This window comes from Breoghania sp. (assembly GCF_030066895.1).
Taxonomy (GTDB): domain Bacteria; phylum Pseudomonadota; class Alphaproteobacteria; order Rhizobiales; family Stappiaceae; genus Breoghania.
On sequence record NZ_JASJAV010000007.1, the window covers coordinates 84,300 to 109,246 of the forward strand.

Genomic DNA, 24,947 nt, shown 5'->3' on the forward strand with positions numbered 1-24,947 from the left:
AACGCAACCATGCCTCAATCTCAGGCAAGATGCTGCAATGCAGCCAGGCTCAGCGCCAGGGCCTGTCCGACATCGCATTCGGGCACCGGCTGGCGCGGTAGACGAATGCCGTTGACCTCGATGCTCAGCGCATCTTCCTCCGGCATGCGGGGCAGCACCTTGGTCGGCACGAGATCGACGACAAGCCGCACGACCGCGGACGGCAGATAGGGCATCGCGCGAACGCCGCGCCCGCGCTGTTCGATCAAACCGGCGATCGACGGCGGCACGCGCGCAAGCAATCGTCCGCTCGCAACCTCCAGCGCCACGCGGTCATCCCCGACCAGCGCCGCGAAATGCCCGGCCCCTTGCGCGTGTTCGACCAGTGCAAGGCCCAGGGCCGACTTGCCCGAGCCGGACGGGCCGCGGATCATCACGCCGTTCGTCGCAATGACGACGCATGTGGCGTAGGTGGTTGCCGAGATGCTCATGCCGTCCCAGCTCCTTTGGATACACGGTGAGCGGGAAGCCGCACTGTGAAGCGGGCCCCGCGGATCCTGTCGGTTCCCTCCTCATCCGTCTCCACCCGGTTCCCGGCTGAAATGGTGCCGCGATGGGCCTCCACAATCTGCCGCGAGATCGACAGGCCGAGGCCGGAGTTGTTGCCGAACTCCTCGCCTTCCGGCCGATCCGTATAAAAGCGCTCGAAGATGCGCTCGGCGACATCGGGGCGGATACCGGGACCGTCGTCATCCACCGTGATGACGATGTCATGGCCCTCGCGCTCGACGCGCAACACGACACGCCCGTCAGCGGGCGAGAAGGAGCGCGCATTGTCGAGCAGGTTGTTGAACACCTGCCCCAGTCGCGAGCCGTTGCCCTGTACCTTGAAGGCATGCGCCTCGCGCGGCTTGACGAGATCGAGCAGCACTTCCGGGTCGCCGTCGCGCCGCACCTGCTGCGCCGCATGGACGACCCCTTTCAGAAGTTCCGCGATATCGAGCGGCTCGGAATTGGAGCGCGCCAGCTCCGCATCGAGCCGCGAGGCATCGGAAATGTCGGAGATCAGGCGATCGAGCCTGCGCACGTCATGCAGGATCACATGGAGCAGCCGCTCGCGCGATTCCTCGTTGCGCGCCAAAGGCAGGGTCTCCACCGCGCTTCGCAGCGAGGTCAGCAGATTCTTCAACTCATGCGCCACATCGGCGGCGAACCGTTCGATCGCGTCGATACGATTGTAGAGCGCATTGGTCATGTCGCGCAGATTCCGCGCCAGATTGCCGATCTCATCCTGGCGACCGGCGAATTCTGGGATTTCCTGACGCGAATCGACGCCGCGCCGCACCCGTTCGGCCGCAGCCGCCAAGCGGCGCACGGGGCCTGCGATGGTGCCCGCCACCATCACGGCCAGAACCGTGGTGACGATGGCCGCAACAAGAAAGACGCGCAGGATCGCCCAGCGTTCGGCGGCGACGATATCGTCGATGTCGCCGCCTTGCGTCGACAACAGCAGAGCGCCCAGCACCGCACGGAACCGCTGAACAGGCACAGCGACGGAGACGATCAGTTCGCCCTTTGCCGACACCCGCACGATGGAAACCGGAAAGCCGCCCATCGCAGCGACGATTTCCGGATATTTCTTGCCGTTGCCGCCAACGGCTTCCTCATAGAGCGGCAGATCTCCGCGGCGCATCCAGAGCTTGATCTTCTGCCAGATCTTTTCCAGCCAGCCGGTCGTGTCTTCTTTTGCAGACGGCAGGTCGTAGCGCAGGATCTGACCGCGGGCATAAAGGTGCCGGCTGTCGAGGATCAGCGTTCCGTCGGGATCGTAGATGCGCGCGCGCGTCTTGGTCGGCGAGATCAGCCGTCGCAGCACCGGAGCAACGCGCTCGGGATTGATCGGGAAATCGAGTGCCCGGGACTGGTCCTCATTGGGCGAGATGCTCTCACCCGCCTGCAGCTCCAGCAGTTTTTCCGGACCGACGGTGATGGCGTCGGTATCGACGGTGGCGGAAGCCGCGATCGCGCCGGCAATGATCTGGCCCTGGATCAGAAGGCTCTGGACGCGCGCATCGATCAGTCCGGCACGGAACTGGTTGAGATAGAGAATGCCGGAGGCCAGGGCCAGAAGGGCAACGAGATTGAGGACGACGATGCGTCGAGTGAGGCTGGAAAAGACATAGGTCGAGAGCAGGGCGCCCGCGCGCACCAACAGCCGCCGCCGCACCCTGCGGCGTCCAACGCGACGCTTGTCGCCGGCATTCGCGGCTTCCGTGCGCGTATCGATGATCGTCACTCCGGATCTACACCGTCACCCCGCGCGGCACTTTCATCTGTCGGGCGGATGACCTGGCCGGTTTTGCAGCCTCGACGTCGGACAAGTCAATCGCGCGGCACTACCATGCACACGATATCATGTACGCCGAGGCCACGTCCGCTCCCGGCGGCGCGGCGCCGAAGGGGGGCTCCTGCGCTAGCCTTCGCGGAAACGATAGCCGACGCCGTAAAGCGTCTCGATCATGTCGAATTCCTTGTCGACCACCTTGAACTTCTTGCGAAGCCGCTTGATGTGGCTATCGATGGTGCGATCGTCGACATAGACCTGATCCTCATAGGCCGCGTCCATCAGGGCGTTGCGGCTCTTGACCACTCCGGGACGCTGGGCGAGCGAATAGAGGATCAGGAATTCGGTCACGGTCAGCGTCACCTGACGTCCCTGCCAGGTGCAGGTGTGACGCTCCTGATCCATAACGAGCTGACCGCGCTCCAGAGTGCGCGCATCCTCGCCCTTGGGCGCGGAGGCATCGCGCGGCTGCGACCGGCGCAGGACCGAGCGCACGCGCTCCACCAGCAGACGCTGGGAGAAAGGTTTGCGGATGAAGTCGTCGGCGCCCATCTTCAGGCCGAACAACTCATCGATCTCATCGTCCTTGGAGGTGAGAAAGATGACCGGCATGTCGGAGCGCTGACGCAGGCGGCGCAGCAGCTCCATGCCGTCCATACGCGGCATTTTGATGTCGAGGATGGCGAGATCGACCGGATCACCGCTCAATCCGTCCAGCGCGGAGGCGCCGTCCGTATAGGTCTGCACCCTGTAGCCCTCGGACTCCAAAGCGATAGAGACGGACGTGAGAATGTTGCGGTCATCGTCCACAAGAGCAATCGTGGGCATGAGGCGAGCCTGTTTTCCTGTTCTTTCAAGAATACCGTCATCCGGTTGCGTTTGGCGACTAAAATACGAACAAATTAAGGTAACCGCGAAGTCAACCGTCCAAGCGCTTTCTGCACTTATGTTATAAGATACTGGAATTAATACAAAAATCCAATTTGAAGCGAAATAGCCGCACAGACAGTTCGCTCAAAGCCCGAAGCCCTGGCGTCAACTCACGAACGCCGTCCCTGTGGACACGGAACCGGCACTTGGCAATCCTGACGCTCCACCTGTCTCCCGCAAGAAGAAGCCCCCGGTATTGCCATGAACGAGACCGACGACTTCCACCCGCTCACCGCCACCCGCAAGATCCTGCGAAGCGTCGCCACGGGGGCGCTCGCCACACTCGAGCCGGAAGGCGGGGCACCGTATGGCTCGCTCGTCACGGTGGCGACCGATTTCGACGGGGCGCCGATCCTGCTTCTGTCCGACCTCGCGCTTCATACGCGCAATCTGAAGGTGGACGGGCGCGTAGGGCTTTTGCTGGAGGAGCACAATCCGTTCGAACCGCTTCAGGGGGCTCGGCTGTCGCTGAACGGCACGATCGAGCGCACAGAAAACGCGGATGCGCGCCGCCGTTTTCTCGCGCGCCACGACGATGCCCGCGGCTTTGCGGATTTCGCGGACTTTTCGTTATACAGGCTGACACCCGGACGCGGACATCTGGTCGCCGACTTCGGCCGGATCAACGACCTCTCAGGTTCCGACCTGCTCATCGACACAAGCGCGGCCGCCTCACTGACGGACAGCGAAGAGGGCATTGTCGCCCACATGAACGAGGATCACCGCGATGCTCTTGCCCTTTACGCCACGCGCCTCGTCGCGATGCCGGGGATCTGCGATCAGACCGCTCCCTTGCCGGACGGCTGGACGATGACCGGGTGCGATCCGCTTGGGATCGACCTGCGCAGCGATGACGGGCGGCACACAGCGCGACTTGATTTCGAGGAGGCGGTCACGGACGCCATGGAGATGTGCGCGACACTGGTTGCGCTGGCGAAGAAGGCGCGCCTGAAATGAAAAACGAAGCCGGCAATAGACTTTCGTAGCGGCACACCTTACCGCCTGTGATAATTTAATCGATTTAGGCATCTGATAATGTTGGGCATGAACCTTGTCCCGGAACAATCGATCAACTAACGTCGCGCAACTTGCCGAGCCCCTACGGCCGGCAAGCAGGTTCCGGGCCCGATCACAAGAAAAATACGCCGGATCCTTTTTGTAACGCAGTCGGCTTGCGTTTCATGACGCGACTTGCCCTGCGGCACACAGGACGGAACGTCCCAACGGGAAGCGGCATCAAGCCGACAACAACAAGAAAAACGGCCATTGGCCGCATCAGTGGTCTTAGGTGCGTCAGAACCGGAACAAAAGACTCATCCGGGCAGGAAAGCACGATCCAATCAGGGTGTCTTCGAAGATGAGAGAAACAGGACTTCGCAACCCAGCCAAGGGCGCTTACCTCGTCGGTCTGACCAGAGCCGCCGGAGTGCACTGGAACCTGCTGGAACCGAAGCTCTACGAGGAAGCCATCCGGCGTGGCGAAGGCGAAATGGTCGCGGGAGGGGCCTTCGTCGCCGATACCGGACAGCACACGGGCCGCTCACCGAAAGACAAGTTCATCGTCGAGGATGATCTCACCCGCAACACCGTGTGGTGGGACAACAACCGGCGCATGTCGGGCGAGCATTTCGACCGGCTGTTCGACGATTTCCGCGCCCATGTGGCCGGACGCGATCTGTTTGCGCAGGATCTCTACGGCGGCGCCGACCCGGCGCACCGCATCGCCACGCGCGTCTATTCTGAATATGCCTGGCACAACATCTTCATCCGCAACCTGCTGCGCCGTCCCGAGCGCAGCGAGCTTGCCGATTTCGATCCCGAATTCACGCTGATCGACCTACCGAGCTTCCGCGCAGATCCCGAGCGTCACGGCTGCCGTTCGGAAACGATCATCGCGTGCAACTTCTCAAAGAAGGTGATCCTGATCGGCGGCACGGAATACGCGGGCGAGATCAAGAAATCTGTCTTCACCATTCTCAACTTCCTGCTGCCGTCCAAGGGCGTGATGCCGATGCACTGCTCGGCCAATGTGGGCAACAAGGAAGACACCGCCGTCTTCTTCGGCCTGTCCGGCACGGGCAAGACGACGCTTTCCGCCGATCCCAAACGCACGTTGGTCGGCGATGACGAGCACGGCTGGTCGGAAACGGGCGTCTTCAATTTCGAAGGCGGCTGCTACGCCAAGACGATCAATCTCTCGGCCGAAGCAGAGCCGGAGATTTTTGCGACGACGGGGCGTTTCGGTACGATCCTGGAAAACGTGGTCATCGATCCCGATACGCGGCAGCCGGACTTCGACGACAGCTCGAAGACCGAGAACACCCGCTGCGCCTATCCGATCCACTACATTCCCAATGCGAGCCTCTCCGGCCAGGCTCCGCAGCCCAAGAACATCATCATGCTGACGGCGGACGCCTTCGGGGTGATGTCGCCCATCGCGAAGCTGACGCCCGCACAGGCCATGTACACGTTCCTGTCCGGCTACACCGCCAAGGTGGCCGGGACCGAGCGCGACGTGACCGAACCGCAGGCGACGTTCTCGACCTGCTTCGGCGCGCCCTTCCTGCCGCGTCACCCCTCAGAATACGGCAACCTGCTGCGCGATCTCATCGCGAAATACGGTGTCGATTGCTGGCTGGTGAACACGGGCTGGACCGGCGGGGCCTACGGCGTGGGCGCGCGCATGCCGATCAAGGCGACCCGCGCGCTCCTCTCCGCGGCGCTTGACGGTTCGCTGAAGGACGTCGAATTCCGCATCGATCCGAATTTCGGTTTCCAGGTGCCGGTGGAAGTGCCAGGCGTGGACGGGTCCATTCTCGATCCGCGCTCCACGTGGTCCGACAAGGTGGCCTTCGACACCCAGGCACGCAAACTGGTGCAGATGTTCATCGACAACTTCACCCAGTTCGAAGCCCATGTGGATGCCGATGTACGCAACGCCGCACCGACGGGCCGCAAGGCGGCTGCCGGATAGGATCGATAGATCTGCAATTCGACAAAAGGCGTCCGGAGCGATCCGGGCACTTTGTTCGTTGCGGAAGGGCCGCCACGAAAGTCCGGCCGGGGGCTCCCACCTAAACCGGACATTTAAGTTTCACTGCTAAAACAACAGATCAGAGCCGTTCGATCCGAGCTCGAAACCTTGTTTGGCAGGACCTGATGTTCTGGACACTTCTTCGCCGTTCCATGGGCACGCTTCAAGATCACGCAGGCCCCATCATGTTCAGGTCCGTGTCCAAAGGCTACTGGCTCGCCCTTTTCTTCGTCACCTTCGGCGCGTGGATCAATCCGGGGCTCGGCCTTCTCACTGGTCTCGCGGCGCCCTTGATCATCATGGCGATCGGGGCCCCGCTCTGGCACCGAATGGCCCTCACGAACTGGTCGTCAGAGACGCCCCCCGATGCATCCCTCGGTCTTGCCTACGGGTTCACGATGCTGGTTCTGGGGATTTGCACGTTCGGGAGCTGGTTTCTCGCCTCGTTCATCCTGTTCCTCTTCATCGGCACCGCAGCGTTTCCTCTGACCTTCATGCTTGTCGTTGCAACAGCGCCGTTCTTCTTCCGCCTGTCGCTCGTGCTGCCCGCGACCGCGCTGGACGAGAAATTCAGCTTTCCGGATGCGCGACCGTCAGCAAGAAGATGGGGCGCCCCATGTTTCTCACCCAACTCGTGCTGACCTCTCCTCGTCGCAGGCATATTCGGTCTGATCGCCGCTTCCATGATCAGCAGGTCGCTCGGCGACGTCACCTTCCATGCCCTGACGTGACCGCTTCTCATAACCCTCTGCGTCTTTACCGCCCTGATCAACGTCACGATCACATCGACTGCCTATCAGGTCGCGAAAGAGCGCTGGTTCGCAGGCCCTGCGGAGAGCTCGGATCAATTGGGATAAGGTTCTCCGAACCTCCCTTTTCCTCCCGTAACGTGCGTTCCTGTATGCCTTGATCCAATGCCAAGGACACAAGTGCCGGGAGAACACCAGAATGATCCGTTTCGCCAATCATCAAGCACTGGAAGCCGTTCCGGACACGCTCGACGTGCTGGCCGTTGCCGAGAAGGCTGGCGAAACTCCGGGCGCGACGTGGCGCTCGCCACGATCGTGGAAACCTGCGGCTCGGCGCCGCGCCCCGTCGGCAGTCATCTGATCATCGACAGCGACGGCAATTTCGAGGGCTCGGTATCCGGCGGATGCGTTGAAGGCGCCGTCGTCGGCGAGGCGCAGGACGTCTTGGAAAACGGCAAGCCGCGCATGCTGGAATTCGGCGTCGCCGATGAGACCGCCTGGCACGTCGGCCTGTCCTGCGGCGGCCGCATCCGCGTCTATGTGGAGAAGGTCGCATGACCGTACCGACCGTCACCGCCCGCGCCGTTCGCATGGCAAGGAGCTGATCCCATGGACCTCTCCCTTCTGAAGGCTCTCAACCGCGAACGGCGCCGCCCGGCGCGGCTGCATTCTCGTGACCGAGATCGAGACCGGCGCCCAGCGGCTCGTGCTCGAAGCCGACGGTTTTTCCGCCGATCAACTCGCTCCCGAATTCATCTCCCAGCTGCGGTCGGGCAAATCCGGCATGGTGAGCGATGCCGCGGGCGCACAGCTCTTTCTCAATGTCAGCGTGCGCCGCCGCGCCTCGTCGTCATCGGCACGGTTCATATCGCGCAGGCGCTTGCCCCGATTGCCACGATCGCCTGTTTCGACATGGAAATCATCGACCCGCGCACGGCCTTTGCCAGCCCGGAACGTTTTCCCGACGTGCCGCTTCATGCGGAATGGCCGGAAGACGTGATCCCGGCCAAGGTCGCGCTCGATCGCTACACGGCCCTTGCCGCCGTTACCCACGATCCCAAGATCGACGACTATCCGCTCGCGAAGGCTCTGGAGGTCGGTTGCTTCTATGTCGGCGCACTCGGCAGCCGGAAGACGCATGCCGCCCGCGTCGAGCGCTTGACCAAGATCGGGGCGAGCGCTGCCGACATTGCCCGCATCCAGGCGCCCATCGGGCTCGATATCGGGGCGGCAAGCCCGGCGAAAATCGCCGTCGCCATCATGGCGGAAATCATCGAGAGCCTGCGCAAGGGCGAACGCGTGACCTCTGCAGCCAACGAGGCGGCGGCGTGATCTTCGCCACGCTGCCTCTGGAGGACTGCGAGGGGGCAGTTCTAGCCCATTCGCTGAAGGTGCCGGATTTCGTCCTCAAAAAGGGCACGGACCTCACCGCCGGTCACATCGCACGACTTCGCGCCGCCGGGGTCAAGGAGTCACGGTTGCGCGGCTCGAAGACACGGACGTCAGGGAGGATCGGGCGACCGCGCTCATTGCCGAAGGCGTCGCCGGACCGGGCGTGCGGATGGAGCGGGCTTTTACCGGGCGCGCCAATATCTTTGCCGAGGCGCCGGGCGTTCTCGTCGTGGAACGCGAGGCCGTCGACCGACTGAACCGTATCGATCCCGCCATCACGCTCGCCACGCTCGACGAATATGCGCCGGTGGAGGCGGGGCGCATGGTGGCGACCGTCAAGATCATTCCCTACGCGGTAGCCGGAGATCTGGTGGCGCGCGCATATCCGCCCACGGGCCGGAAGGTATCCTGCGGCTTGCGCCCTACCGGGCAATGAAGGTCGCGCTCATCTCCACGCGACTGCCCGCGATCAAGGAACGGACCATCGACAAGACGGTGGCCGTGACGCGCACGCGGCTTGTGAACCGGCGGGCGTGGAACTCGTTGCCGATATCCGCATCCCGCACGATGCAGCGGCCCTTGAAACGGCGCTTGGCGAGGCGCGCGGGGCGGGGGCAGACCTCATCATCGTCTTTGCGGCTTCCGCCAATGTCGATCGCGGCGACGTGGTGCCTCAAGCAATCGAGATTGCCGGCGGACGGATCGAGCATTTTGGCATGCCGATCGATCCGGGCAATCTGCTGGTGCTTGCGAAGCTCGGCGAAATTCTGGTCATCGGGGCGCCCGGCTGTGCGCGCAGCTCCAGCGAAAACGGCTTCGACTGGGTGCTGAGGCGTATCCTGGTGGGTCTCGAGGTGGCCGCACATGACCTCACAGGGCTGGGCGTCGGCGGGCTCCTGATGGAAATCGTCTCGCGCCCGCAACCGCGCGAGGCGGAACCGCAGGACATGCATCCCGCATACGCCCCGCGGATCGGCATTCTCGTTCTCGCCGCCGGTCGCGCCACCCGCATGGGCGGCCCCAACAAGCTGCTGGCAATGCTCGATGACGAGTCGCTGGCGCGCATTGCCGCGCGTCATGCACTCGATGCGGAGCCCGCGTCCGTTACCGTTGTCACCGGACATATGGCGCAGGAGGTCGGCGCCGCGCTGTCCGGGCTCGACGTTTCCATCGTGCACAATCCGGATTATGCGGAGGGGCTTTCCACCTCGCTCAAGGCAGGGATCGTGGCTCTTCCGGCCGATACCGACGCCGCGCTCGTCATGCTCGCGGACATGCCGCATGTCACGCCAGAGATCCTCCAGCGCCTGATCGAGGCCTATGACCCCGCCTCGGGACATCTCATCATCGTGCCCACCGTCGACGGCAAGCAGGGCAATCCCGTTCTCTGGTCAAAGAGCTATTTCCCCGATCTGACGGCAATCCGGGGTGATGTCGGAGCGCGCCACCTGATCGACTCCAACGGGGAAAGCGTCGTGGAAGTGGAGATCGGCGCGGCGGCCCGGCTCAACGTGGATACGCCGGAGGCACTGGCAGCGGCAAGGGGCCGAATCTCGCCTTCGAAATAAAACCCGCGCCTTTTCTTCGCCACATCGTCAGCTGTCCCGGCATAGGCATTTCACGCGACTCATGAGGACGGCTAAGACCTATGCCCGATGTGTCGTTACGTAGGAACGACACAAGTGGAATGGAATCGCTCCCGATTGAAACGATTCATTCAACTCTCGTTTACCTCTGCGGCAACTGCATGGCGCGTATGCGAACCATGCGATTGTGCAGAGGTTCGCCGGCACATACTCTTATGGTCGGTGAACCGGATTTGTAGCACATGTCGATCCGCAATCGATCGATGCATGTAACCCTACTCCGGAATGCGCATCTTATGCGCCGACGCTGTCGCCCCCGGCGCATCCACGGGACGATGGCGAGGTCGGGCTTTCCACGAAAGCTCTGCTGGCTGGTTCAGAAGTCATGACAGCACCACGACGTAAACGGAGTGCCTCCAGGGTGCGCCGTTTTCCTTGGGCTCGAAGCAAACCGCAGGTCCGATGCACTGTGCACGGTCCTTGGAGAAAGCGACGACCGGGCGGGATCTCCTCGGCAGGACTGCCGGAGCCCGCCCGAACCGAACGCAGGGCACACTTGGCCCGCGTTGGTAAAACGTCAAACGGCTGAGTTTACGATGGAAGGCACCGGGACTGATGGTCCCGGAAAACAAAAAGAAGGCAAGAAAAATGGACGATCTCAGACTTCCCCGCACCGGTCAGTGCAAATGGGCCGAAGGTACCGGTGGCGACTATATCTTTCCCTGCAAGAACCGCGCGGAGCCGGGCGTCTCCTACTGTGCGGAGCATCACGCGCTTGTTTACATTTCAGCGGAAGAGCGCCGTCGCAACCGCGAGTCCCGTCAGCAGATCGGCTCGCACGCCGCAGCCTGAGTCAGGAACGCCGCTGCGCTTTCCGGTTGGTCCGGTGCAGCGGCTTCTCGAAAATCATGCGGAGACGCGGCCGATATAGTCCACAAAGACCGCAAGCTGCTTGCCCACGACTTCGCGCGTCGGACCGTCGGTCAGCGCCAGCGTATCGGCATCGAACTTCTGGTGCCCCGCACCGATGAAGACTTCGGGCACGGTGAAGACATCGGCGCCCAGGAACACCATCACCTGACCCAGGTGATACTGCATCCGCGCCCCGCCGAGCTGCCCCATGGAAACCGACTGCAGGCAGACAGGCTTGTTCTTGAAGGGCTGATCCTCGGTGCGCGACACCCAATCCAGTGCGTTCTTCAAAACACCCAGCATGGAGCAATTGTATTCCGGCGAGGCGATGATGACCACATCGGCGGCATGGATCGCCTCCGCAAGCGCTGTCACGTCCGCGGGAACCCCATCGCTGCCCTGCACATCCGAATTGTAAGGCGGGATCGAGCCGATGCCCGGAGCTTCGGTGATGGTCCATGCGCTCGGGCGCAAGCTCGGGCAGGACCCGCAACAAGGCATGGTTGTAGGACCCTTTGCGTAGGCTGCCGCAAAGGCCGACTACGTTCAATGTGTCTTTCCTCGCCATTTAAAAACAGGCACTCCGTTTTGAAAATCGGTGCCGACACTTAAGTCCCAGCGACCTCACCCTAATAGCGTATGGCTGACCGGAAGATTCTCCCACTGGTTGAAATTTGAACCGGCTGAACATTCGCAGGTTGCGGACCGTTTATTTCCGACCTTTTCCATACCTCTTCATCCATAGCGAAAATCAATCGCACACGGCACCATTTTCCGTTGCCTAACGATACGGAATAGGGCGAGAAACGCCGAAAGGGCTCGGCCAGAGCCGATCGACCCGGAAACAACAAAGGGAGGCGCCCCATGTCCATGCCGGAACCCTGTTACGACATCGCCCATCTCGGCCACGTGGAAATGTTCACCAACAAGCCTGAGGCGAGCCTCGATTTCTTCGTCAACATCCTCGGCCTCACCGCCTCCGGCACCGAGGGCGACAGCGTCTATCTGAGAGCCTGGGACGATCACAAGTTCCATACGCTGAAGCTGACGGCCTCGAACACGACGGGCGTCGGCCATTGGGCTATCGCGCGTCCAGCGCTCAGGCACTGGAGCACTGGGTCAAGGCCATCGAGGCGATGGGTGCGGGCCTCGGCTGGAGCGAGGGAGATCTCGGCCACGGCGCCGCCTACCGCTTCCGGGATCCGGACGGGCACATTTTCGAGATCTATTACGACACCACTCGCTAAGTGCCGCCGGAATCGGAAAAGCCGGCCCTGAAGAACCAGGCGTAGCGCTATCACGGGCGCGGGGTCTGCGTGCGTCGGATCGACCATCAGAACCTTCTGGCGAGCGATGTCGATGCGATTGCCGATTTCATGCCGCGCGCGCTCGGCAGCCGCATCACCGAACGCATCATGCTGGACACTGGCCATCTCGGCGGTTGCTGGTTCACGGTCAACAACAAGAGCTACGACATCGCCTATACGGGCGATCACACCGGCTCGCATGGGCGCTTCCACCATGTCACCTATGCGCTCGACCAGCGGGAGTACATTTTGCAGGCGGCCGACATCTTTCTGGAAAACGGCGTCTATATCGAGACCTGCCCGCACAAGCACGCGGTGCAGCAGACCTTCTTCCTCTATGTTTACGAGCCCGCCGGAAACCGGGTCGAGGTCGCCAATGCGGGCGCCCGGCTGATCCTTGCGCCCGACTGGGAAAGTCGTCACCTGGACGGAAGGGGAGCGCAAGAAGGGGCAGGCCTGGGGCCTGAAGACAATCGAGTCCTTCCACACCCAACGGCACGCCGCCGGTCGGAGGCAGCAAGAGCGGGTGCGCCTGCCGCGCCCGCACCTTGCCTTGTCACACTCCTCGCACTTTCCTCCGTCATCCCCGGCTTGACCGGGGATGACGGAGGAAAGATCTCGCCAATCCGCCCCCACCGAGGTCGGAAGGCCCCTCCCATCCCGCTCAATCCCTGCCGACGAGAGCCTCCGCGACCTCTCCATCCAGCCCCCAGCCTGACAGCACGGTTCCACGCTCGCCCGGCGCATGCTTGATCGCTCCCGGCATACGTCCAAAGCGCGGGGCGGCGGTGGGCTGGACCACACCGGAAATTTCGGCAAACGTGCCGCGCGCGGCATTGTGAGGGTGATCGCCCACCTCCTCCATCGCCAAAACCGGTGCAATGCAGTGATTGAAACCCTCAAAGGCAGCGACCCAGTCGTCTCGATCCCGCGTGAGGAAAATCTCCTGCAAGGCTTCTCGACGCTGAGGCCACAGGGTCGGATCGTATTGATCCGGTCCGAACGCCTCCACGCCCATTACCCTGGCGAAAGCCTCGTGGAACTGCGGTCCGATCGGCCGGACGGCCAGATGGCGGCCATCGCGACACCGGTAGGTGGTGTAGAAATGGGCCGCCCCGTCGAGCATGTTCGTCTCGCGCGCATCCTGCCATTGCCCCATCGCCTTCAGGCTGTAGACGAAGGCCATGAGCAGAGACGATCCGTCGGTCATGGCGGCATCAACCACCTGACCACGACCCGATTGCGCACGTTCGAACAGCGCCGAAAGCAGTCCGACCAGCGCCAGCATGCCACCACCGCCATAGTCACCCACGAGATTGAGCGGCGGCACACAGGCCGGTCGGCGGGGCCGATGGCGTGCAGCGCCCCGGAGAGCTCGATATTAAGTGAGATCGTGCCCGGCGCGCGGCACAAGCGGTCCCTCCTGGCCCCACCCAGTCACCCGGGTGACGATCAGGCCGGGATTGTCCGCCATCAGATCGTCCGGAGCGAGACCGAGCCGTTCCAGCACGCCCGGCCGAAAACCTTCCAGCACCACATCTGCCTTGGCAACGAGCGCGCGGGCCAGAGCCGCGTCGTCCGCATTCTTCAGATCGAGCCCCACGCGCGCGGAGCGCCCGCGGCACGTGATGTCACGCGGATCAGTTTGCGTCGCACCGGGCCGGTCGATGCGCACGATTTCGGCCTCCAGATCCGACAGAACCATCGTGGCAAACGGGACAGGCCCAATCGCTGCGAACTCAACCACCTTGAGACCGGCCAGCGGTCCTCCCCCGTTTACGCCGCTCACGCCGTTCCTTTCCCGATTGTCACTGTGTTTTCCTCCCCTCGTCGGTTTTTCCGCCGACGCCCTCCTCAAACCTCGCTATCGATCAGGATCGCTCTGAAATCATTGACGTTCGTGCCCGTCGGCCCTGGCGAGAAAAGATCGTCCAGAGCCGAGAATGCCGACCATGCGTCGTTGTCGGCCAACAGGGCGGTGACATCGAGCCCGGCAGCCGCCAGCCGGGCAGCCATTTCGCTGTCGGCAAAGGTTCCGGCATTCTCCTCGGTGCCATCGATGCCGTCCGTGTCGACCGCAAGAGCGGTGATGGTATGCGCACTGGCAATGCGCGAGGCAAAGGAAAGCAGGCATTTGGTATTCCTCCCGCCCTTGCCGTTGCCGCGCACCGTCACGGTCATCTCGCCGCCGGACAGGAGAAGGACGGGCGTGAAGAAGGGATGATCGTTGCGCGCCACTTCGAGCGCGAGCGCTGCGTGGAACAGCCCCGCCTCGCGCGCGTCTCCCTCGATCGCATCGGACAGGACTGCCGTATCGATCCCGACTTCGTAAGCCGCGGAAGCAATGATGTGGGTCTCGTTGCAAGCAAAGCGCGGATCATTCGCCGTGGGCGCGCCGGATGCAGTTTCCAGATGACGACGGATCGCATCGGGCAGCGCGATGGCGTAGTTCCGCGCGGCCTCGATGGCATCGGCGGGCGTGGCCATGTCGGACGCGATCAGGCTCACCATACGGGCCGGATTATGCGGCGACAGCCAAACGTCCGCCCTTGATGCGCGAGAACTGCTTGCGGATGGTGTTCATCGCCGAAATCGGCGCGCCGGAGGCAAGCAGAATCTCGTTGAGCGCGATCTCGTCGGCAAGCGAGAACCCGTCCAGCGGGGCAGGCAGCAAGGCCGATCCGCCACCGCATATGAGCGCGACGACGAGATCGTCCTCGCTCAAGCCTTCAACCCGCTCCAGCAACCGCTTCGAGCCTGCAAGCCCGGCCTCGTCGGGCACCGGATGGGCGGCCTCCAGAACCTCGATCCGCTCGCAGGGCACGGCATAGCCGTATCGGATGACGACCGTTCCCTTCTAGAGCGGGGCCCGTCCACAGCCGTTCCGCGCACGGACCATTTGAGCAGCGCCCTTACCGGCGCCGACGACAATGGTGCGGCCCTTTGGGACGGGCGGAAGGTGATCGGCAATGGATCCTTCGGGCTGCGCGGCCACCACCGCGGCCGTAAACAGATGCTCAAGGAAACGCCGCGCTTCTGCCGCCGACTTCACCTGCAAACTCCCTTTCATCGATTCCTGAAAGGTAGCATTGTCGAGTTCGTCTGCGATGCCAAGGGGTCTAAGGGCGAAGAAAACGAACGGCAGATCCAAACGACTCGCATAGCTCTGCGGACGCGCTGCGCGTCAGGCTGCGCCGTCCAGTCGCCGAACCGCGGTGACAGCTCCGTATTCAGCCGCAGCGATGCGGGCGACGGCCCCAGCGAGCGGTTCGCTTGACGTCGTCATGGTGTAACCGTTGGCATGCAGCAGCGTCTCACCATCCCGCATGATCCCGACATGGCCCTTCGAGAAGACAAGATCGCCGCGCCACAAGGGCGGCAGGCCTTCGGAAATATCGAGGGCATGGCCCAGATCACGCGCCTGCATGTCACTGTCACGCGGGCAGGCGATGCCCGCCGCATCGAGCGCCAGTTGCACGAGCGCGGAACAATCGAGCCCGATGCTTGAGCGCCCTCCCCACAGATAGGGGGTGCCGAGAAAACGCTCGGCCACTGCAACCCAATCCTCAGCGTGGGTTCCGATCGGCACCAGGTGGCGTGCGATCACGGCAGATCCGTCCGGCAGAAGCGCATAACGCGTGCCGCGGGTTTCCGCCTCGCCGACAACGGTGAGATGAGAGCCGATGGAGAGGCATTCGAGCGCGGGAGCGCGCAGTTCCGGGCCCGGATAGCGGAAGCTGCGAAGCTCCGCCAGTCGGTGGGTGGGACGAGGGTCGATCGGTGCAAGAGCACTTTCGGCAATCCAGCCAACATAGTCGTCGGCCGCATTCTGCACCCAGGCCCAACCCTCGTGCCGCTCGTAGACCGTCACCGCCTCGCCGAAGAGAAGTTCGGTATCGAGCGACCTGTCGTCCGGCGACGGTTCCGGCCTCATCGGCGCGATGGCAACCGCGATGCGGGCCGGGGTGCCGTTCGTATAGCGCTCCGCCTCATGGACACCCTTCAGATACGCGGATGCAAGATCCGGGCGCCACGGCGTCGTGCGGCGGTCGGGCGTCGTCATGAGCGGATCTCCGCGGCCTTCTCGACGACCACGTCGGCCAGCCGCTCCAGATAGAGTGCACCGTCGACCGTGCGCAGGATGACCACGTTGCGCCGGTCGGTCTCGTCGCGCTTGCGATCGACGAGCTTCATCCGGCCCATCGTATCAAGCGCACGGGTAATGGCGGGCTTGGTGACGCCAAGCTTCTGGGCGAGCCCACGCACCGTGTGCGGGGGCAGCTCCAGATAGACCGTCAGCAGGATCGCCATCTGGCGGGCGGTCAGGTCCTGCTCGCCGAAATGCACCAGGTCCAGCGTGACATTATGCCAGAGTTTCAGAGCCTGGCTTGCGCGGATCTCGATCGCCATGGTGCGGATGCTCGCCTTCGAAGCACCGGAACATCGTGTGATGTGCCGACCCGGCGCATCTTGTGGCGCCGGGCATAAATCATTTCGGTTCCGGTATAGAATCCGATGCCGATCGCATTAAGCGCGCGTCATGCCGTATAGCGCTTCTTCAGCGCGGCAAAGAACGCGCGGATGGCCTGCGCCTCACCGCCTTCCGGATGACCGGGGCGGGTCGAAGGGTTCCAGCCGAAGATATCGAAATGCGCCCAGGTCTCGGCGTTTTCCACGAAACGGGACAGGAACAGCGCGGTCGTGATCGAGCCCGCGAAGCCGCCGGTCGAGATGTGGTTTATATCGGCGACCTTGGAATCGGGCATCTTGGAATATGGCTTCCAGAGCGGCATGCGCCACAGCGGATCGGCCACCGTTTCGGCCTCCTCCGCCAGCGCTCCGGCGAATGCGTCGCTGTCGGTGTAGAACCGCATGACCTCGGGGCCGAGGGCGATGCGGGCGGCTCCCGTCAGCGTCGCCATGTCGACGATGAGATCCGGGCTCTGCTCGTCGGCTAAAGCCAACGCATCGGCCAGCACCAAACGTCCCTCGGCATCCGTGTTGCCGATCTCCACCGAAATGCCCCTTCGACTGGGCAGGATGTCGCCGGGCCGGAAGGCATTGCCGGAGATGGAATTTTCCACCGCCGGGATCAGAACACGCAGGTTCACCGGCAGGTTGGACGCCATGATCATGAAGGCAAGGCCCAGCACGTTGGCCGCGCCGCCCATGTCCTTCTTCATCAGCAGCATGGAGCTGGGCGGCTTTATGTCGAGGCCGCCGGTATCGAAGCACACGCCCTTGCCGACCAGCGTGACACGCGGATTGGAGAGATCGCCCCAGGAGAAATCGATGAGCCGCAGCGCGCGGGTGCTCGCCTTGCCGACGGCGTGGATCATCGGAAAATTGCGCTCCAGAAGGTCCTCTCCGACGATCACGGAAAATTCCGCGCCGAAGCGCTCCGCGATCCGGCAAGCGGCATCCGCGAGTTCTTCGGGTCCGAAATCGTTGGCGGGCGTGTTGATCAGATCGCGAACAAGCGCGACCGCCTCCAGCTCGATCCGGGCTGAGGAGAGGGCGAACCCGGCGGGCACGACGAGGCGCGGATGGGCTTCATCCGCTCCCTTGTTCGACTTGTAGGTGCGGTACGTGTAGGAGCCGAGCGCAAAGGCAAGGCAGGCCATATGCGGCTCGGAGAAACCTTCCAGACGGTAGGTGCCGGCTGGCAGCGCACCGGGCAGGCCGCCTGCCCCGTGCGGGGCGCTTTCCGCGGCCTCACCGAACAGAATTCTCACCACACCGCCCTCGCTGTCGGGCACGATCAGCACCGATCCGAGCGATCCCTCGTAACCGTTGGCCTTGGCCCAGCGCCCGGCCTCGGGCGGCAAATGGGCGAGGACGCTTTCCAGCGTGTCGGCATTGACGGCATGGATCGCAACGGAGGTTTCGGCGGAAGCCACAAGGGAATCGAACACGGCAACAAGGCTCCGAAAAGGGGGAAGGACGAATGGCCGGAAGAGTACGGAGCGGGCATATACAAAGCAACGGCGCCAATCGGTTTAACCAACCATTAGGGTGAATGAATTATTACCGGATTGGATTTGCGATCCCCCGCGTCGGCAACCGGAGTACCCTCATGCCAGCCCGCACAAGCTCGAAAGCGCCCTCGCACATGCCCCGTATTCGCCTGAGCCTTGCTCTTGTCGCAGCCCTCTCACGCTGGCGGGTTGCGTGACGGACGGCTCCATGTCAGCGCATACGCGCGGACAATCGAGCGCTCCGGCGCCGGGCACTGCCGATACGATCAAGGCCGTGGGCTACTGGGAAAAGCGCTACGAGACCGAGCCGGAGGAAAAGGCGAACATTCTCGGCTATGCGGGAGCCTTGCGGCGCAACGACCAGCTCGATCAGGCGCTCGAGGTTCTGCGCCGGGGGCTGATCAAGCACCGTGAAGATCGCGAGATCGCCGCCGCCTACGGCAAAATCCTGGCGCAGAAGGGACGCTTCAAGGAGGCGCTCAACGTCATCCAGGAAGCCCAGCCCCCGACCCAGCCCGACTGTAAGCTGATGTCGGCAGAAGCGGCCATTCACGACCAGCTCGGCGATCACCCCGCGCGCGCCACCTCTACAAGGAAGCGTTGAAGATTCTACAAGGAAGCGTTGAAGATCGTTCCGGGAGAGCCGTCCGTCCTCAACAATCTGGCGATGAGCCACGTTCTGGAAAATGATCTGACGAGCGCGGAGAAGATCCTGCGCAGCGCCATGGCGAGCAGCACCAAGGACACGCGCATCCGCCAGAACCTGGCACTGGTGCTCAGCCTTCAGGGGCGCTTTGCGGAAGCCGAGCAGGTTGCCAGTACCGACTTGCCGCCGGAACAGGTGAAGGCCAACATGGCCTATCTGAAGCGCATGCTCGCACGCAGCGGCAAGAACCGGGCAAGCTGAAACGGCGCCTCTTTCCCTTCAACGCAAACGTTTTTCCGCATCCCTCGTCAGGGATACCGACACTATTCCTCGGATTGATTGTAGTGTCGAAATGTGCTCTTAAGCATCGCGTGTTCGCGCTCAAAAATGCGGCGCGTCGCGACAACTGACGGGCCCGCGATATCTGCCTTCCCGCCAATGGCGGCAGTAACCGGGCATTGCCAGCCTCATATTGACAAAGCCCGCGAGGCCTTGGTGCCCCTTCTTCGCCTTCTCACCCAGTGGTTATTAAAAGACCCTGAAAGCTCGATGTCGCTGATCCGGCGCCTGCTTGCGGAAAACGCGCGCCGCTATGTCTGGCAATACGTCATAGCCTTTTCGCTGATGGGTCTCGTCGCCGCCGCCACCGCGGGCAGCGCGTGGATCATGCGCGACATCATAAACGAGATCTTCATCGAGAAGCGCGAGAACATGGTCTATGTGATCGCGGCATTCGTCGTGACGCTCTATATCGTGAAGGGCGCCGCGACCTACGGCCAGAACGTGATCATGGCGCGCATCGGCAACAATATCGTTGCCACCAACCAGCGCCGCCTGTTCGAGCACGTGCTGGTGCAGGGGATGGATTTCATTGACCGCCACGCGCTCGGCGACCTGTCCACCCGCATGTCTCACAACGCCTCCGCCGCACGGAACGTGATCGACCTGATCGTGGTCTCGCTCGGGCGGGATCTGCTCTCGCTGATCAGCCTTCTCTTCGTCGTGATCTACATGGATCAGGCCATGGCGAGCCTCGCCCTGCTCGTGAGCGGACCGGCGATCATCGGCGTGTCCGCGCTTATCCGAAAGACGCGCAAAGTCGCCAAGGCACAGTTCATCTCGATCACGCAGATCGTCTCCACCATGCAGGAGACCGTTCTGGGTGCGCGCGTCGTCAAGGCGTTCACTGCCGAAAATCTCATGCGCAAGCGCATGCACAAGACTATCAAGGATGTCGAACGGCAGTCCAACCGGATGGGCCTGCTGCGGGCACGCACGAGCCCCTTGATGGAAACGCTGGGCGGTCTCGCCGTCGGTCTCGTCATTCTCTGGGGCGGATATTCGGTTATTGAGCGCGGGTCCGATCCCGGCGCCTTCTTCGCCTTTCTCACCGCCCTGTTGATGGCCTATGAACCGGCCAAGCGGCTGGCGCGCATGAACGTGCAGCTCGAAAAGGGCATGGTCGGCGTCAAGATCATGTACGACCTGCTCGACATGGATCTGACGATCCGGGAGAAGGAAGACGCAAAGCCGCTGGACGCATCGAAGGGTGAAGTGCGCTTCGACCACGTCTTCTTCGGCTATGGGGACGATCAGAAGGCGCTCGACGATCTGGATTTCGTCGCCGAAGCCGGTGAAACCACGGCGCTGGTCGGCGCTTCGGGAACAGGCAAATCCACCGTTCTCGCGCTGCTCGAACGGTTCTACGACGTCAATGACGGCGCCATTCTGATCGACGGCCAGGACATTCGCGACGTCACGATCGAATCCCTACGCAAGAACATTGCGCTCGTCACCCAGGACACGTTCCTTTTCGACGGCACGGTGCGCGAGAACATCCGGCACGGACGTCCGGATGCCAGCGACGAGGAAATCATTCAGGCCGCCCGTGACGCCAATGCGGAAAAGTTCATTCTGGACCTCGCCAAGGGCTACGACGAGCCGATCGGAGAAAATGGCGGGCGGTTGTCGGGCGGACAGCGCCAGCGCATCGCCATCGCGCGCGCCATGGTGCGCAACTCCCCGATCCTCCTGCTCGACGAGGCGACCAGCGCCCTCGATGCGGAATCGGAAGCCAAGATCCAGGCGGCCCTGGAACGCCTGATGAAAAACCGCACAACCATCGTGATCGCCCATCGCCTCTCCACCGTGCGCAACGCCGACAAGATCATCGTGATGGATCACGGCCGCTGTGCGGAAGAAGGCAGCCACAAAGAACTGATGGAAAAGGGTGCCCTTTACCACCGCCTTCACGACCTTCAGTTCAAAGTATAATTCCAACCTCAACGCTACTGTCGGAATTGTTCCTGGTTAATTTCGGAACCATCGAGATCGCTCATGCATTGATTGGGTGGAGGTACTCGTTATGGAACGCTTCTCGACACATATCGGCATTGCCGTCGTTTTTTGCGCGGTGGTCATTACCCTTGCGCTAACCGCCTCGCGATTGGGCGGAGGATTTTCCGACGGAGCCCATGCCGAACCGGTTCTGAGCACCAACCAGGCCCCTGTCGTCACGAACATCGCGGAGAAAGGCGATCTTGCCGCACTGAACATGCTCGCGGCCAGATTGAGCGGCTTCAGCGAGAGCAACTGCATGACCCAGGGCACAACTACCGTGTGCAAGGCGACCTCTGCGGCGCAGCACATGACGCGGATCGACTGAGGACGCCTCTTCAGCCGGTCCTGATTGCAGGCCAACGAGATTCAAAAAGCCGGTGTGCGTGAAACGCGGCACCGGCTTTTTTTCATCATCGTTCGAATGGAAACGGACAATCCGTTAGTTCGCACTCGCCTCGACATTTTCATTGAAGAACAGCGCCTGATTGATCAGCGCCTTCACCATGTCCGGGTTGAACGGCTTGGTGATGAGGAAGGTCGGCTCCGGACGTTCGCCGGTCAGCAGACGCTCCGGGAAGGCGGTGATGAAGATCAACGGCAGCGAGTTATCCTTCAAGATGTCGTTGACCGCATCGATGCCGGACGACCCGTCAGCGAGCTGGATGTCGGCCAGGATCAGCTTGGGCGAGGTCTTGCCGAAAGTTCCACGGCCTGGGTGCGGGTACGCGCCACGCCGACGACCTTGTGACCCAGTTCCTCCACGACGTACTCCAGGTTCATCGCGATCAACGGCTCGTCCTCGATGATCATGATATCGGTGGCGATGCGCTGCGACAGTTCGCGCCCGGCCTCGGTCAGAAGGTCGCCGATACGCGCCTCCTCCACACCGAGAATCTCGGCGGCTTCCGCAGAGGTGAAACCTTCGACGGAAATCAGCAGGAACGCCTGGCAGGCGAGCGGAGAAATGGCCTGCAGATTGGACGAGGCCTTGCGCTCCCAGGCGAAGGGCGAATCGACTTCAGGCACATCGATCCGCGTGGAACCGAAAATGCCAGTGAAGAAGTCTGTACAGGGAAACGCGATCGCTGGAGGTTTCCGGAAAAGCCGAGACATCGGCGATCAACGCTTCGAGAACGATGGCGACATACGCATCGCCAGAGCTTTGAGAACCGGTGATAGCCCGCGCATAATAGCGCCGCAGGTACGGCAGGTGAGAGGCCACCCGGGTGGACAGCGACATGAGAAACTCCCCGATTGCAGGCAAGTGTGATCTTTGACAGCATGCCAACACACGTACGCGGAAAATTTCCGCGGTTCGATTCATTTTCGATATCGCACAGCGGTGTAAAGGTTAAGGTCACGGACTATCTCACATGAGCAGCAAGAAGAAAAACCCTCTTCCTTCCAAAGGTTCAAATACCCCTAAGGCACATGCGGATGACGGCAAGGATGCCACACAGACGCAGATCTCGCAGCAATTGCGTTCGCTTTACCAGTCCGTTCAGGACGAAGGCATTCCAGAGCGTTTTCTCGACCTTCTGCAAAAACTTGACGAGGCCGAGAAGAACCAAATCGGGGGACGCTGAGGCCGGCGAAATACCGGGCGCGCTTGCGCCTAACGCGAACGGATCACCCGCCCGCACCAGAGTCCTTTTTCCGAACCCGATACGAATCGATCCGCACGGATGCTCTCCGCACGGGTCATCGATTCATCTCAGACTTTCAGCGCTTCGCGCTTACTCAGTGATGATGGCACGTAGCATCCACAATGCCTTTTCGTGGAACGTCAGGCGGGCTGTCAGCATGTCGCCGGTTACCAGATCACCGGCCTCGCGCATGGTCTTCACGACCGTTTCGTGATCGCTGATCAGATCCTTCACCATTTCGATCGCGGAACCATGATCCACGTCCGAGCCCTTGGGCGAGAAACCGGAAGTCTCGCCGACCGTGGCGGGTGCCAGGTGACCCAGCACGCGGATGCGCCCACCGATGACGTCAACAGCCTCGAACAGGTCGGTGTAGTGCTATTCGTTCGGTGAGCAAGTGCAGGGATCGGAACAGCGGGCCGACCACATTCCAGTGATAGATCTGGCTCTTGATCATCAACTGGTAGCTGGAAACCAGGATCTGCGACAGAAGCTCGGCCATTTCCCCGCGATACTTAGCATCAAGACCGGTATCGACTTCGACGTCATGGGCGACAGGCTTGAGAACAGAAGCAGCAGCATTTGCCATTTCATTACTCCTTTAGACTTCCGGAGACGGGCGGCGCCTCCAAACGGACCTTCAGGCGGCGAGACGCCGTCTCTTCGGTATGGACATCCCGGATCACTCTTGCGCAGGATCGGCACCGTCGCCCTCACCTGACAGCAGGCTTGAGACGGCGAAGGCGAGCCCTCCGGCGACGGCTGTCGCCATCAACAGCCGGGAGCGGACCACAACTGGCAGCAGGGAAAGCGCCAGGGTCACGGTTGTCGTTCGGGTTCGGTCGCTGGCAGCGGCACGGCGCCGGTCGATCCGGTTCGCGATCATTGCCACGGCAATCGTGAGAGCGGCCTCGAGCGCACCGTACGCCTCGGAAATCCAAATTCCCAGAGCAATCACGGCGGCCACATAGGCGGTCAGGGCGAAGAGCGCGCACAGGACGTATAGCGCCGCATTGCGCCGTGCGCGGCGCAATGCGGGAACGATATGAGCGAATACGCTCGACGCGACAATTGAGCCCAATTCCTGAGTCACCGGATCAACGCCACATCATCAGCGCCGCAAGGAAGCCGACCCCGATGGCGATGCCGAGCGTCTGAAGGAGATGACGGCGCACCTGCCCCTGCAGGCGATCTCCAACATCTCCCAACTCGCTCCGCACCCGATCGAGCGCCTACTGCGAGGCTGTCGCGATCTCGTCTCCCGCCTTGTGGAGGCGCGGGATTTGGCTTCATTCGTCTTGGAGCTTCCGAAGGACTGAAGCGACCGAGCCAGGGCAGCGATATCCTCGCGCACACGGGCCAGCTCCGCCTCGATGTCCTCCGTATTGGCTTCGGCAGAATTCACCGCAGCGGCTTCCTTTGCTGTAGCAGCAGACTTGGCAGCGGTTGCCATACCTCTCTCCTTGTGAACTGTCAGAATAACGCTCGGACACGCCAAACGTTCCTGATTCTTACAATAATTGTCGTGTGAAAGGCCTTTCGGCCAACGGCTTCGAACCGTTGGGGAGGCGCCTTCGAAAAGACCGCATCTCCCCCGGGACGAGGGGTGTCTTCGAAACGAAGACACCCTCCCGGATCAGCGCGTCAGCGCACCACGACCGCGTCGGAATTGGCCTCCAGGGCGGCCTGCGAATAGGCGGGGTAAGATTTCAGTTTGTCCTCGCTCAGCGAGGTCTTGATCTGCATCTCGCCGTCGGCGTTCTCGGTCAGCTTCAGCTTCGAGGCATCGAGAGCGACCGGCTTCTCGCCGATCCCCAGGAAACCGCCGACGTCGATGACATAGGCAACCAGATTGCCACGGGTGGAGAGAATCACGTCGTTGACCTCACTCAGCTCGGCGTCGTTCATGCCCAGCATCGGGGTTCCGATCACGTCGTCGGCACTCACGATGGTCGGCTTGCTGTTCGTCCCGGCGAGTTCACCGCCAGCCACCGACTCGGTCACTTTCAGGGAAGAAGATGCTTTGTCCTGAGCGGGGTCGGACGTCTTGGTCGCATCTCCGGCAAGAGCACCGCTCGTCACCAGAGCCGTCAGGGCAGTCGCC

Annotated in this window: 21 protein-coding genes and 7 pseudogenes; 13 read left to right on the forward strand and 15 right to left on the reverse strand. The window is 62.2% G+C overall.

Annotated elements, in window-relative coordinates:
- Positions 1 to 20: 20 nt before the first annotated feature.
- The 3 genes from QNJ43_RS09540 to QNJ43_RS09550 form a co-directional block, all read right to left on the reverse strand.
- Positions 21 to 470, reverse strand: coding sequence for an HPr kinase/phosphatase C-terminal domain-containing protein (locus QNJ43_RS09540; protein WP_300469432.1), 450 nt, complete (start codon positions 468 to 470; stop codon positions 21 to 23).
- Positions 467 to 2,275 (reverse strand): stimulus-sensing domain-containing protein, encoded by a 1,809-nt coding sequence (locus QNJ43_RS09545; protein WP_300469434.1) that lies wholly within the window; start codon positions 2,273 to 2,275, stop codon positions 467 to 469. The genes QNJ43_RS09540 and QNJ43_RS09545 overlap by 4 nt, the downstream gene beginning before the upstream one ends.
- 177 nt (positions 2,276 to 2,452) lie before the next feature.
- Positions 2,453 to 3,151: a response regulator transcription factor gene (locus QNJ43_RS09550; protein WP_300469436.1), complete on the reverse strand. Its 699-nt coding sequence runs from the start codon at positions 3,149 to 3,151 to the stop codon at positions 2,453 to 2,455.
- Positions 3,152 to 3,454: 303 nt separating this feature from the next.
- Between QNJ43_RS09550 and QNJ43_RS09555 the strand changes: the two genes are divergently transcribed.
- The 4 genes and pseudogenes from QNJ43_RS09555 to QNJ43_RS09570 form a co-directional block, all read left to right on the forward strand.
- Positions 3,455 to 4,210: a DUF2470 domain-containing protein gene (locus tag QNJ43_RS09555; protein ID WP_300469438.1), complete on the forward strand. Its 756-nt coding sequence runs from the start codon at positions 3,455 to 3,457 to the stop codon at positions 4,208 to 4,210.
- Positions 4,211 to 4,610: 400 nt separating this feature from the next.
- Positions 4,611 to 6,227: a phosphoenolpyruvate carboxykinase gene (locus QNJ43_RS09560; protein WP_300469440.1), complete on the forward strand. Its 1,617-nt coding sequence runs from the start codon at positions 4,611 to 4,613 to the stop codon at positions 6,225 to 6,227.
- A gap of 185 nt (positions 6,228 to 6,412) precedes the next feature.
- On the forward strand, positions 6,413 to 6,928 hold the full coding sequence (locus QNJ43_RS09565) for a hypothetical protein (RefSeq protein WP_300469442.1): 516 nt from the start codon (positions 6,413 to 6,415) through the stop codon (positions 6,926 to 6,928).
- A gap of 396 nt (positions 6,929 to 7,324) precedes the next feature.
- Positions 7,325 to 7,594: pseudogene (locus QNJ43_RS09570) on the forward strand (XdhC family protein); the annotation flags it as partial.
- Positions 7,595 to 7,771: 177 nt separating this feature from the next.
- On the opposite strand, the gene QNJ43_RS09575 reads toward QNJ43_RS09570, so the two are convergent.
- Entirely contained in the window at positions 7,772 to 7,903 is a 132-nt protein-coding gene (locus tag QNJ43_RS09575; RefSeq protein ID WP_300469617.1) for a hypothetical protein, read from the reverse strand.
- Between QNJ43_RS09575 and QNJ43_RS09580 the strand changes: the two are divergent.
- From QNJ43_RS09580 to QNJ43_RS09590, 3 genes and pseudogenes are all read left to right on the forward strand, one after another.
- Positions 7,871 to 8,368: pseudogene (locus tag QNJ43_RS09580) on the forward strand (XdhC family protein); the annotation flags it as partial. The gene QNJ43_RS09575 and the pseudogene QNJ43_RS09580 overlap by 33 nt on opposite strands.
- Positions 8,365 to 9,996 (forward strand): annotated as a pseudogene (locus QNJ43_RS09585) (molybdopterin-binding/glycosyltransferase family 2 protein). The pseudogenes QNJ43_RS09580 and QNJ43_RS09585, both read left to right, overlap by 4 nt.
- A gap of 666 nt (positions 9,997 to 10,662) precedes the next feature.
- A complete protein-coding gene (locus QNJ43_RS09590; protein ID WP_300469444.1) occupies positions 10,663 to 10,866 on the forward strand; it encodes a hypothetical protein in 204 nt (67 codons plus the stop codon).
- Positions 10,867 to 10,920: 54 nt separating this feature from the next.
- Here QNJ43_RS09590 and QNJ43_RS09595 read toward each other — a convergent pair whose 3' ends face one another.
- Positions 10,921 to 11,400: an NADPH-dependent FMN reductase gene (locus tag QNJ43_RS09595; protein WP_300469446.1), complete on the reverse strand. Its 480-nt coding sequence runs from the start codon at positions 11,398 to 11,400 to the stop codon at positions 10,921 to 10,923.
- 396 nt (positions 11,401 to 11,796) lie between these two features.
- Between QNJ43_RS09595 and QNJ43_RS09600 the strand changes: the two are divergent.
- Positions 11,797 to 12,742 (forward strand): annotated as a pseudogene (locus tag QNJ43_RS09600) (VOC family protein); the annotation flags it as partial.
- A 155-nt stretch (positions 12,743 to 12,897) separates the two neighbouring features.
- Here QNJ43_RS09600 and QNJ43_RS09605 read toward each other — a convergent pair.
- The 5 genes and pseudogenes from QNJ43_RS09605 to QNJ43_RS09625 all read right to left on the reverse strand — a co-directional run bounded on the left by QNJ43_RS09605 (position 12,898) and on the right by QNJ43_RS09625 (position 18,106).
- Positions 12,898 to 13,938: pseudogene (locus QNJ43_RS09605) on the reverse strand (CaiB/BaiF CoA-transferase family protein).
- 149 nt (positions 13,939 to 14,087) lie between these two features.
- Positions 14,088 to 15,285: pseudogene (locus QNJ43_RS09610) on the reverse strand (glycerate kinase).
- A 132-nt stretch (positions 15,286 to 15,417) separates the two neighbouring features.
- The gene (locus QNJ43_RS09615; RefSeq protein ID WP_300469448.1) at positions 15,418 to 16,296 is read right to left on the reverse strand and encodes an NlpC/P60 family protein; all 879 of its coding nucleotides are present in this window, start codon (positions 16,294 to 16,296) and stop codon (positions 15,418 to 15,420) included.
- Complete coding sequence (locus tag QNJ43_RS09620; protein WP_300469450.1) at positions 16,293 to 16,643, reverse strand: MarR family transcriptional regulator; 351 nt, start codon at positions 16,641 to 16,643, stop codon at positions 16,293 to 16,295. Before QNJ43_RS09620 ends, QNJ43_RS09615 begins: the two co-directional genes overlap by 4 nt.
- Before the next feature lie 128 nt (positions 16,644 to 16,771).
- A complete protein-coding gene (locus QNJ43_RS09625; RefSeq protein ID WP_300469607.1) occupies positions 16,772 to 18,106 on the reverse strand; it encodes a leucyl aminopeptidase family protein in 1,335 nt (444 codons plus the stop codon).
- Between the two features lie 313 nt (positions 18,107 to 18,419).
- Between QNJ43_RS09625 and QNJ43_RS09630 the strand changes: the two genes are divergently transcribed.
- From QNJ43_RS09630 to QNJ43_RS09645, 4 genes are all read left to right on the forward strand, one after another.
- On the forward strand, positions 18,420 to 18,815 hold the full coding sequence (locus QNJ43_RS09630; protein ID WP_300469451.1) for a tetratricopeptide repeat protein: 396 nt from the start codon (positions 18,420 to 18,422) through the stop codon (positions 18,813 to 18,815).
- An 18-nt stretch (positions 18,816 to 18,833) separates the two neighbouring features.
- Positions 18,834 to 19,118: a tetratricopeptide repeat protein gene (locus QNJ43_RS09635; protein ID WP_300469452.1), complete on the forward strand. Its 285-nt coding sequence runs from the start codon at positions 18,834 to 18,836 to the stop codon at positions 19,116 to 19,118.
- 234 nt (positions 19,119 to 19,352) lie between these two features.
- Positions 19,353 to 21,131 (forward strand): ABC transporter ATP-binding protein, encoded by a 1,779-nt coding sequence (locus tag QNJ43_RS09640; RefSeq protein WP_300469453.1) that lies wholly within the window; start codon positions 19,353 to 19,355, stop codon positions 21,129 to 21,131.
- 91 nt (positions 21,132 to 21,222) lie between these two features.
- Positions 21,223 to 21,522 carry a hypothetical protein gene (locus QNJ43_RS09645; RefSeq protein ID WP_300469455.1) on the forward strand — a complete coding sequence of 100 codons (300 nt, stop codon included), beginning with the start codon at positions 21,223 to 21,225 and terminating at the stop codon, positions 21,520 to 21,522.
- 114 nt (positions 21,523 to 21,636) lie between these two features.
- On the opposite strand, the pseudogene QNJ43_RS09650 reads toward QNJ43_RS09645, so the two are convergent.
- Positions 21,637 to 22,437, reverse strand: a pseudogene (locus QNJ43_RS09650) (response regulator).
- A 133-nt stretch (positions 22,438 to 22,570) separates the two neighbouring features.
- Here QNJ43_RS09650 and QNJ43_RS09655 point away from each other — a divergent pair.
- Entirely contained in the window at positions 22,571 to 22,783 is a 213-nt protein-coding gene (locus QNJ43_RS09655) for a NepR family anti-sigma factor (RefSeq protein WP_300469457.1), read from the forward strand.
- A gap of 150 nt (positions 22,784 to 22,933) precedes the next feature.
- On the opposite strand, the gene QNJ43_RS09660 is transcribed toward QNJ43_RS09655, so the two are convergent.
- From QNJ43_RS09660 to QNJ43_RS09675, 4 genes are all read right to left on the reverse strand, one after another.
- Positions 22,934 to 23,170: a hypothetical protein gene (locus QNJ43_RS09660; RefSeq protein ID WP_300469459.1), complete on the reverse strand. Its 237-nt coding sequence runs from the start codon at positions 23,168 to 23,170 to the stop codon at positions 22,934 to 22,936.
- A gap of 22 nt (positions 23,171 to 23,192) precedes the next feature.
- Positions 23,193 to 23,432, reverse strand: coding sequence for a hypothetical protein (locus QNJ43_RS09665; RefSeq protein ID WP_300469462.1), 240 nt, complete (start codon positions 23,430 to 23,432; stop codon positions 23,193 to 23,195).
- Between the two features lie 93 nt (positions 23,433 to 23,525).
- Complete coding sequence (locus tag QNJ43_RS09670; RefSeq protein ID WP_300469464.1) at positions 23,526 to 23,936, reverse strand: hypothetical protein; 411 nt, start codon at positions 23,934 to 23,936, stop codon at positions 23,526 to 23,528.
- Between the two features lie 551 nt (positions 23,937 to 24,487).
- Positions 24,488 to 24,925: a PRC-barrel domain-containing protein gene (locus QNJ43_RS09675; protein ID WP_300469466.1), complete on the reverse strand. Its 438-nt coding sequence runs from the start codon at positions 24,923 to 24,925 to the stop codon at positions 24,488 to 24,490.
- Positions 24,926 to 24,947 lie beyond the last annotated feature (22 nt).

What these genes read in the sequence shown, in the direction of transcription:
- QNJ43_RS09540 (WP_300469432.1), bottom strand. Translation starts at nt 470, where the DNA reads ATGAGCATCTCGGCAACCACCTACGCCACATGCGTCGTCATTGCGACG.
- QNJ43_RS09550 (WP_300469436.1), bottom strand. Translation starts at nt 3,151, where the DNA reads ATGCCCACGATTGCTCTTGTGGACGATGACCGCAACATTCTCACGTCC.
- QNJ43_RS09555 (WP_300469438.1), top strand. Translation starts at nt 3,455, where the DNA reads ATGAACGAGACCGACGACTTCCACCCGCTCACCGCCACCCGCAAGATC.
- QNJ43_RS09560 (WP_300469440.1), top strand. Translation starts at nt 4,611, where the DNA reads ATGAGAGAAACAGGACTTCGCAACCCAGCCAAGGGCGCTTACCTCGTC.
- QNJ43_RS09565 (WP_300469442.1), top strand. Translation starts at nt 6,413, where the DNA reads ATGTTCTGGACACTTCTTCGCCGTTCCATGGGCACGCTTCAAGATCAC.
- QNJ43_RS09575 (WP_300469617.1), bottom strand. Translation starts at nt 7,903, where the DNA reads ATGAACCGTGCCGATGACGACGAGGCGCGGCGGCGCACGCTGACATTG.
- QNJ43_RS09590 (WP_300469444.1), top strand. Translation starts at nt 10,663, where the DNA reads ATGGACGATCTCAGACTTCCCCGCACCGGTCAGTGCAAATGGGCCGAA.
- QNJ43_RS09615 (WP_300469448.1), bottom strand. Translation starts at nt 16,296, where the DNA reads ATGACGACGCCCGACCGCCGCACGACGCCGTGGCGCCCGGATCTTGCA.
- QNJ43_RS09620 (WP_300469450.1), bottom strand. Translation starts at nt 16,643, where the DNA reads ATGGCGATCGAGATCCGCGCAAGCCAGGCTCTGAAACTCTGGCATAAT.
- QNJ43_RS09630 (WP_300469451.1), top strand. Translation starts at nt 18,420, where the DNA reads ATGTCAGCGCATACGCGCGGACAATCGAGCGCTCCGGCGCCGGGCACT.
- QNJ43_RS09645 (WP_300469455.1), top strand. Translation starts at nt 21,223, where the DNA reads ATGGAACGCTTCTCGACACATATCGGCATTGCCGTCGTTTTTTGCGCG.
- QNJ43_RS09655 (WP_300469457.1), top strand. Translation starts at nt 22,571, where the DNA reads ATGAGCAGCAAGAAGAAAAACCCTCTTCCTTCCAAAGGTTCAAATACC.
- QNJ43_RS09665 (WP_300469462.1), bottom strand. Translation starts at nt 23,432, where the DNA reads ATGGCAAATGCTGCTGCTTCTGTTCTCAAGCCTGTCGCCCATGACGTC.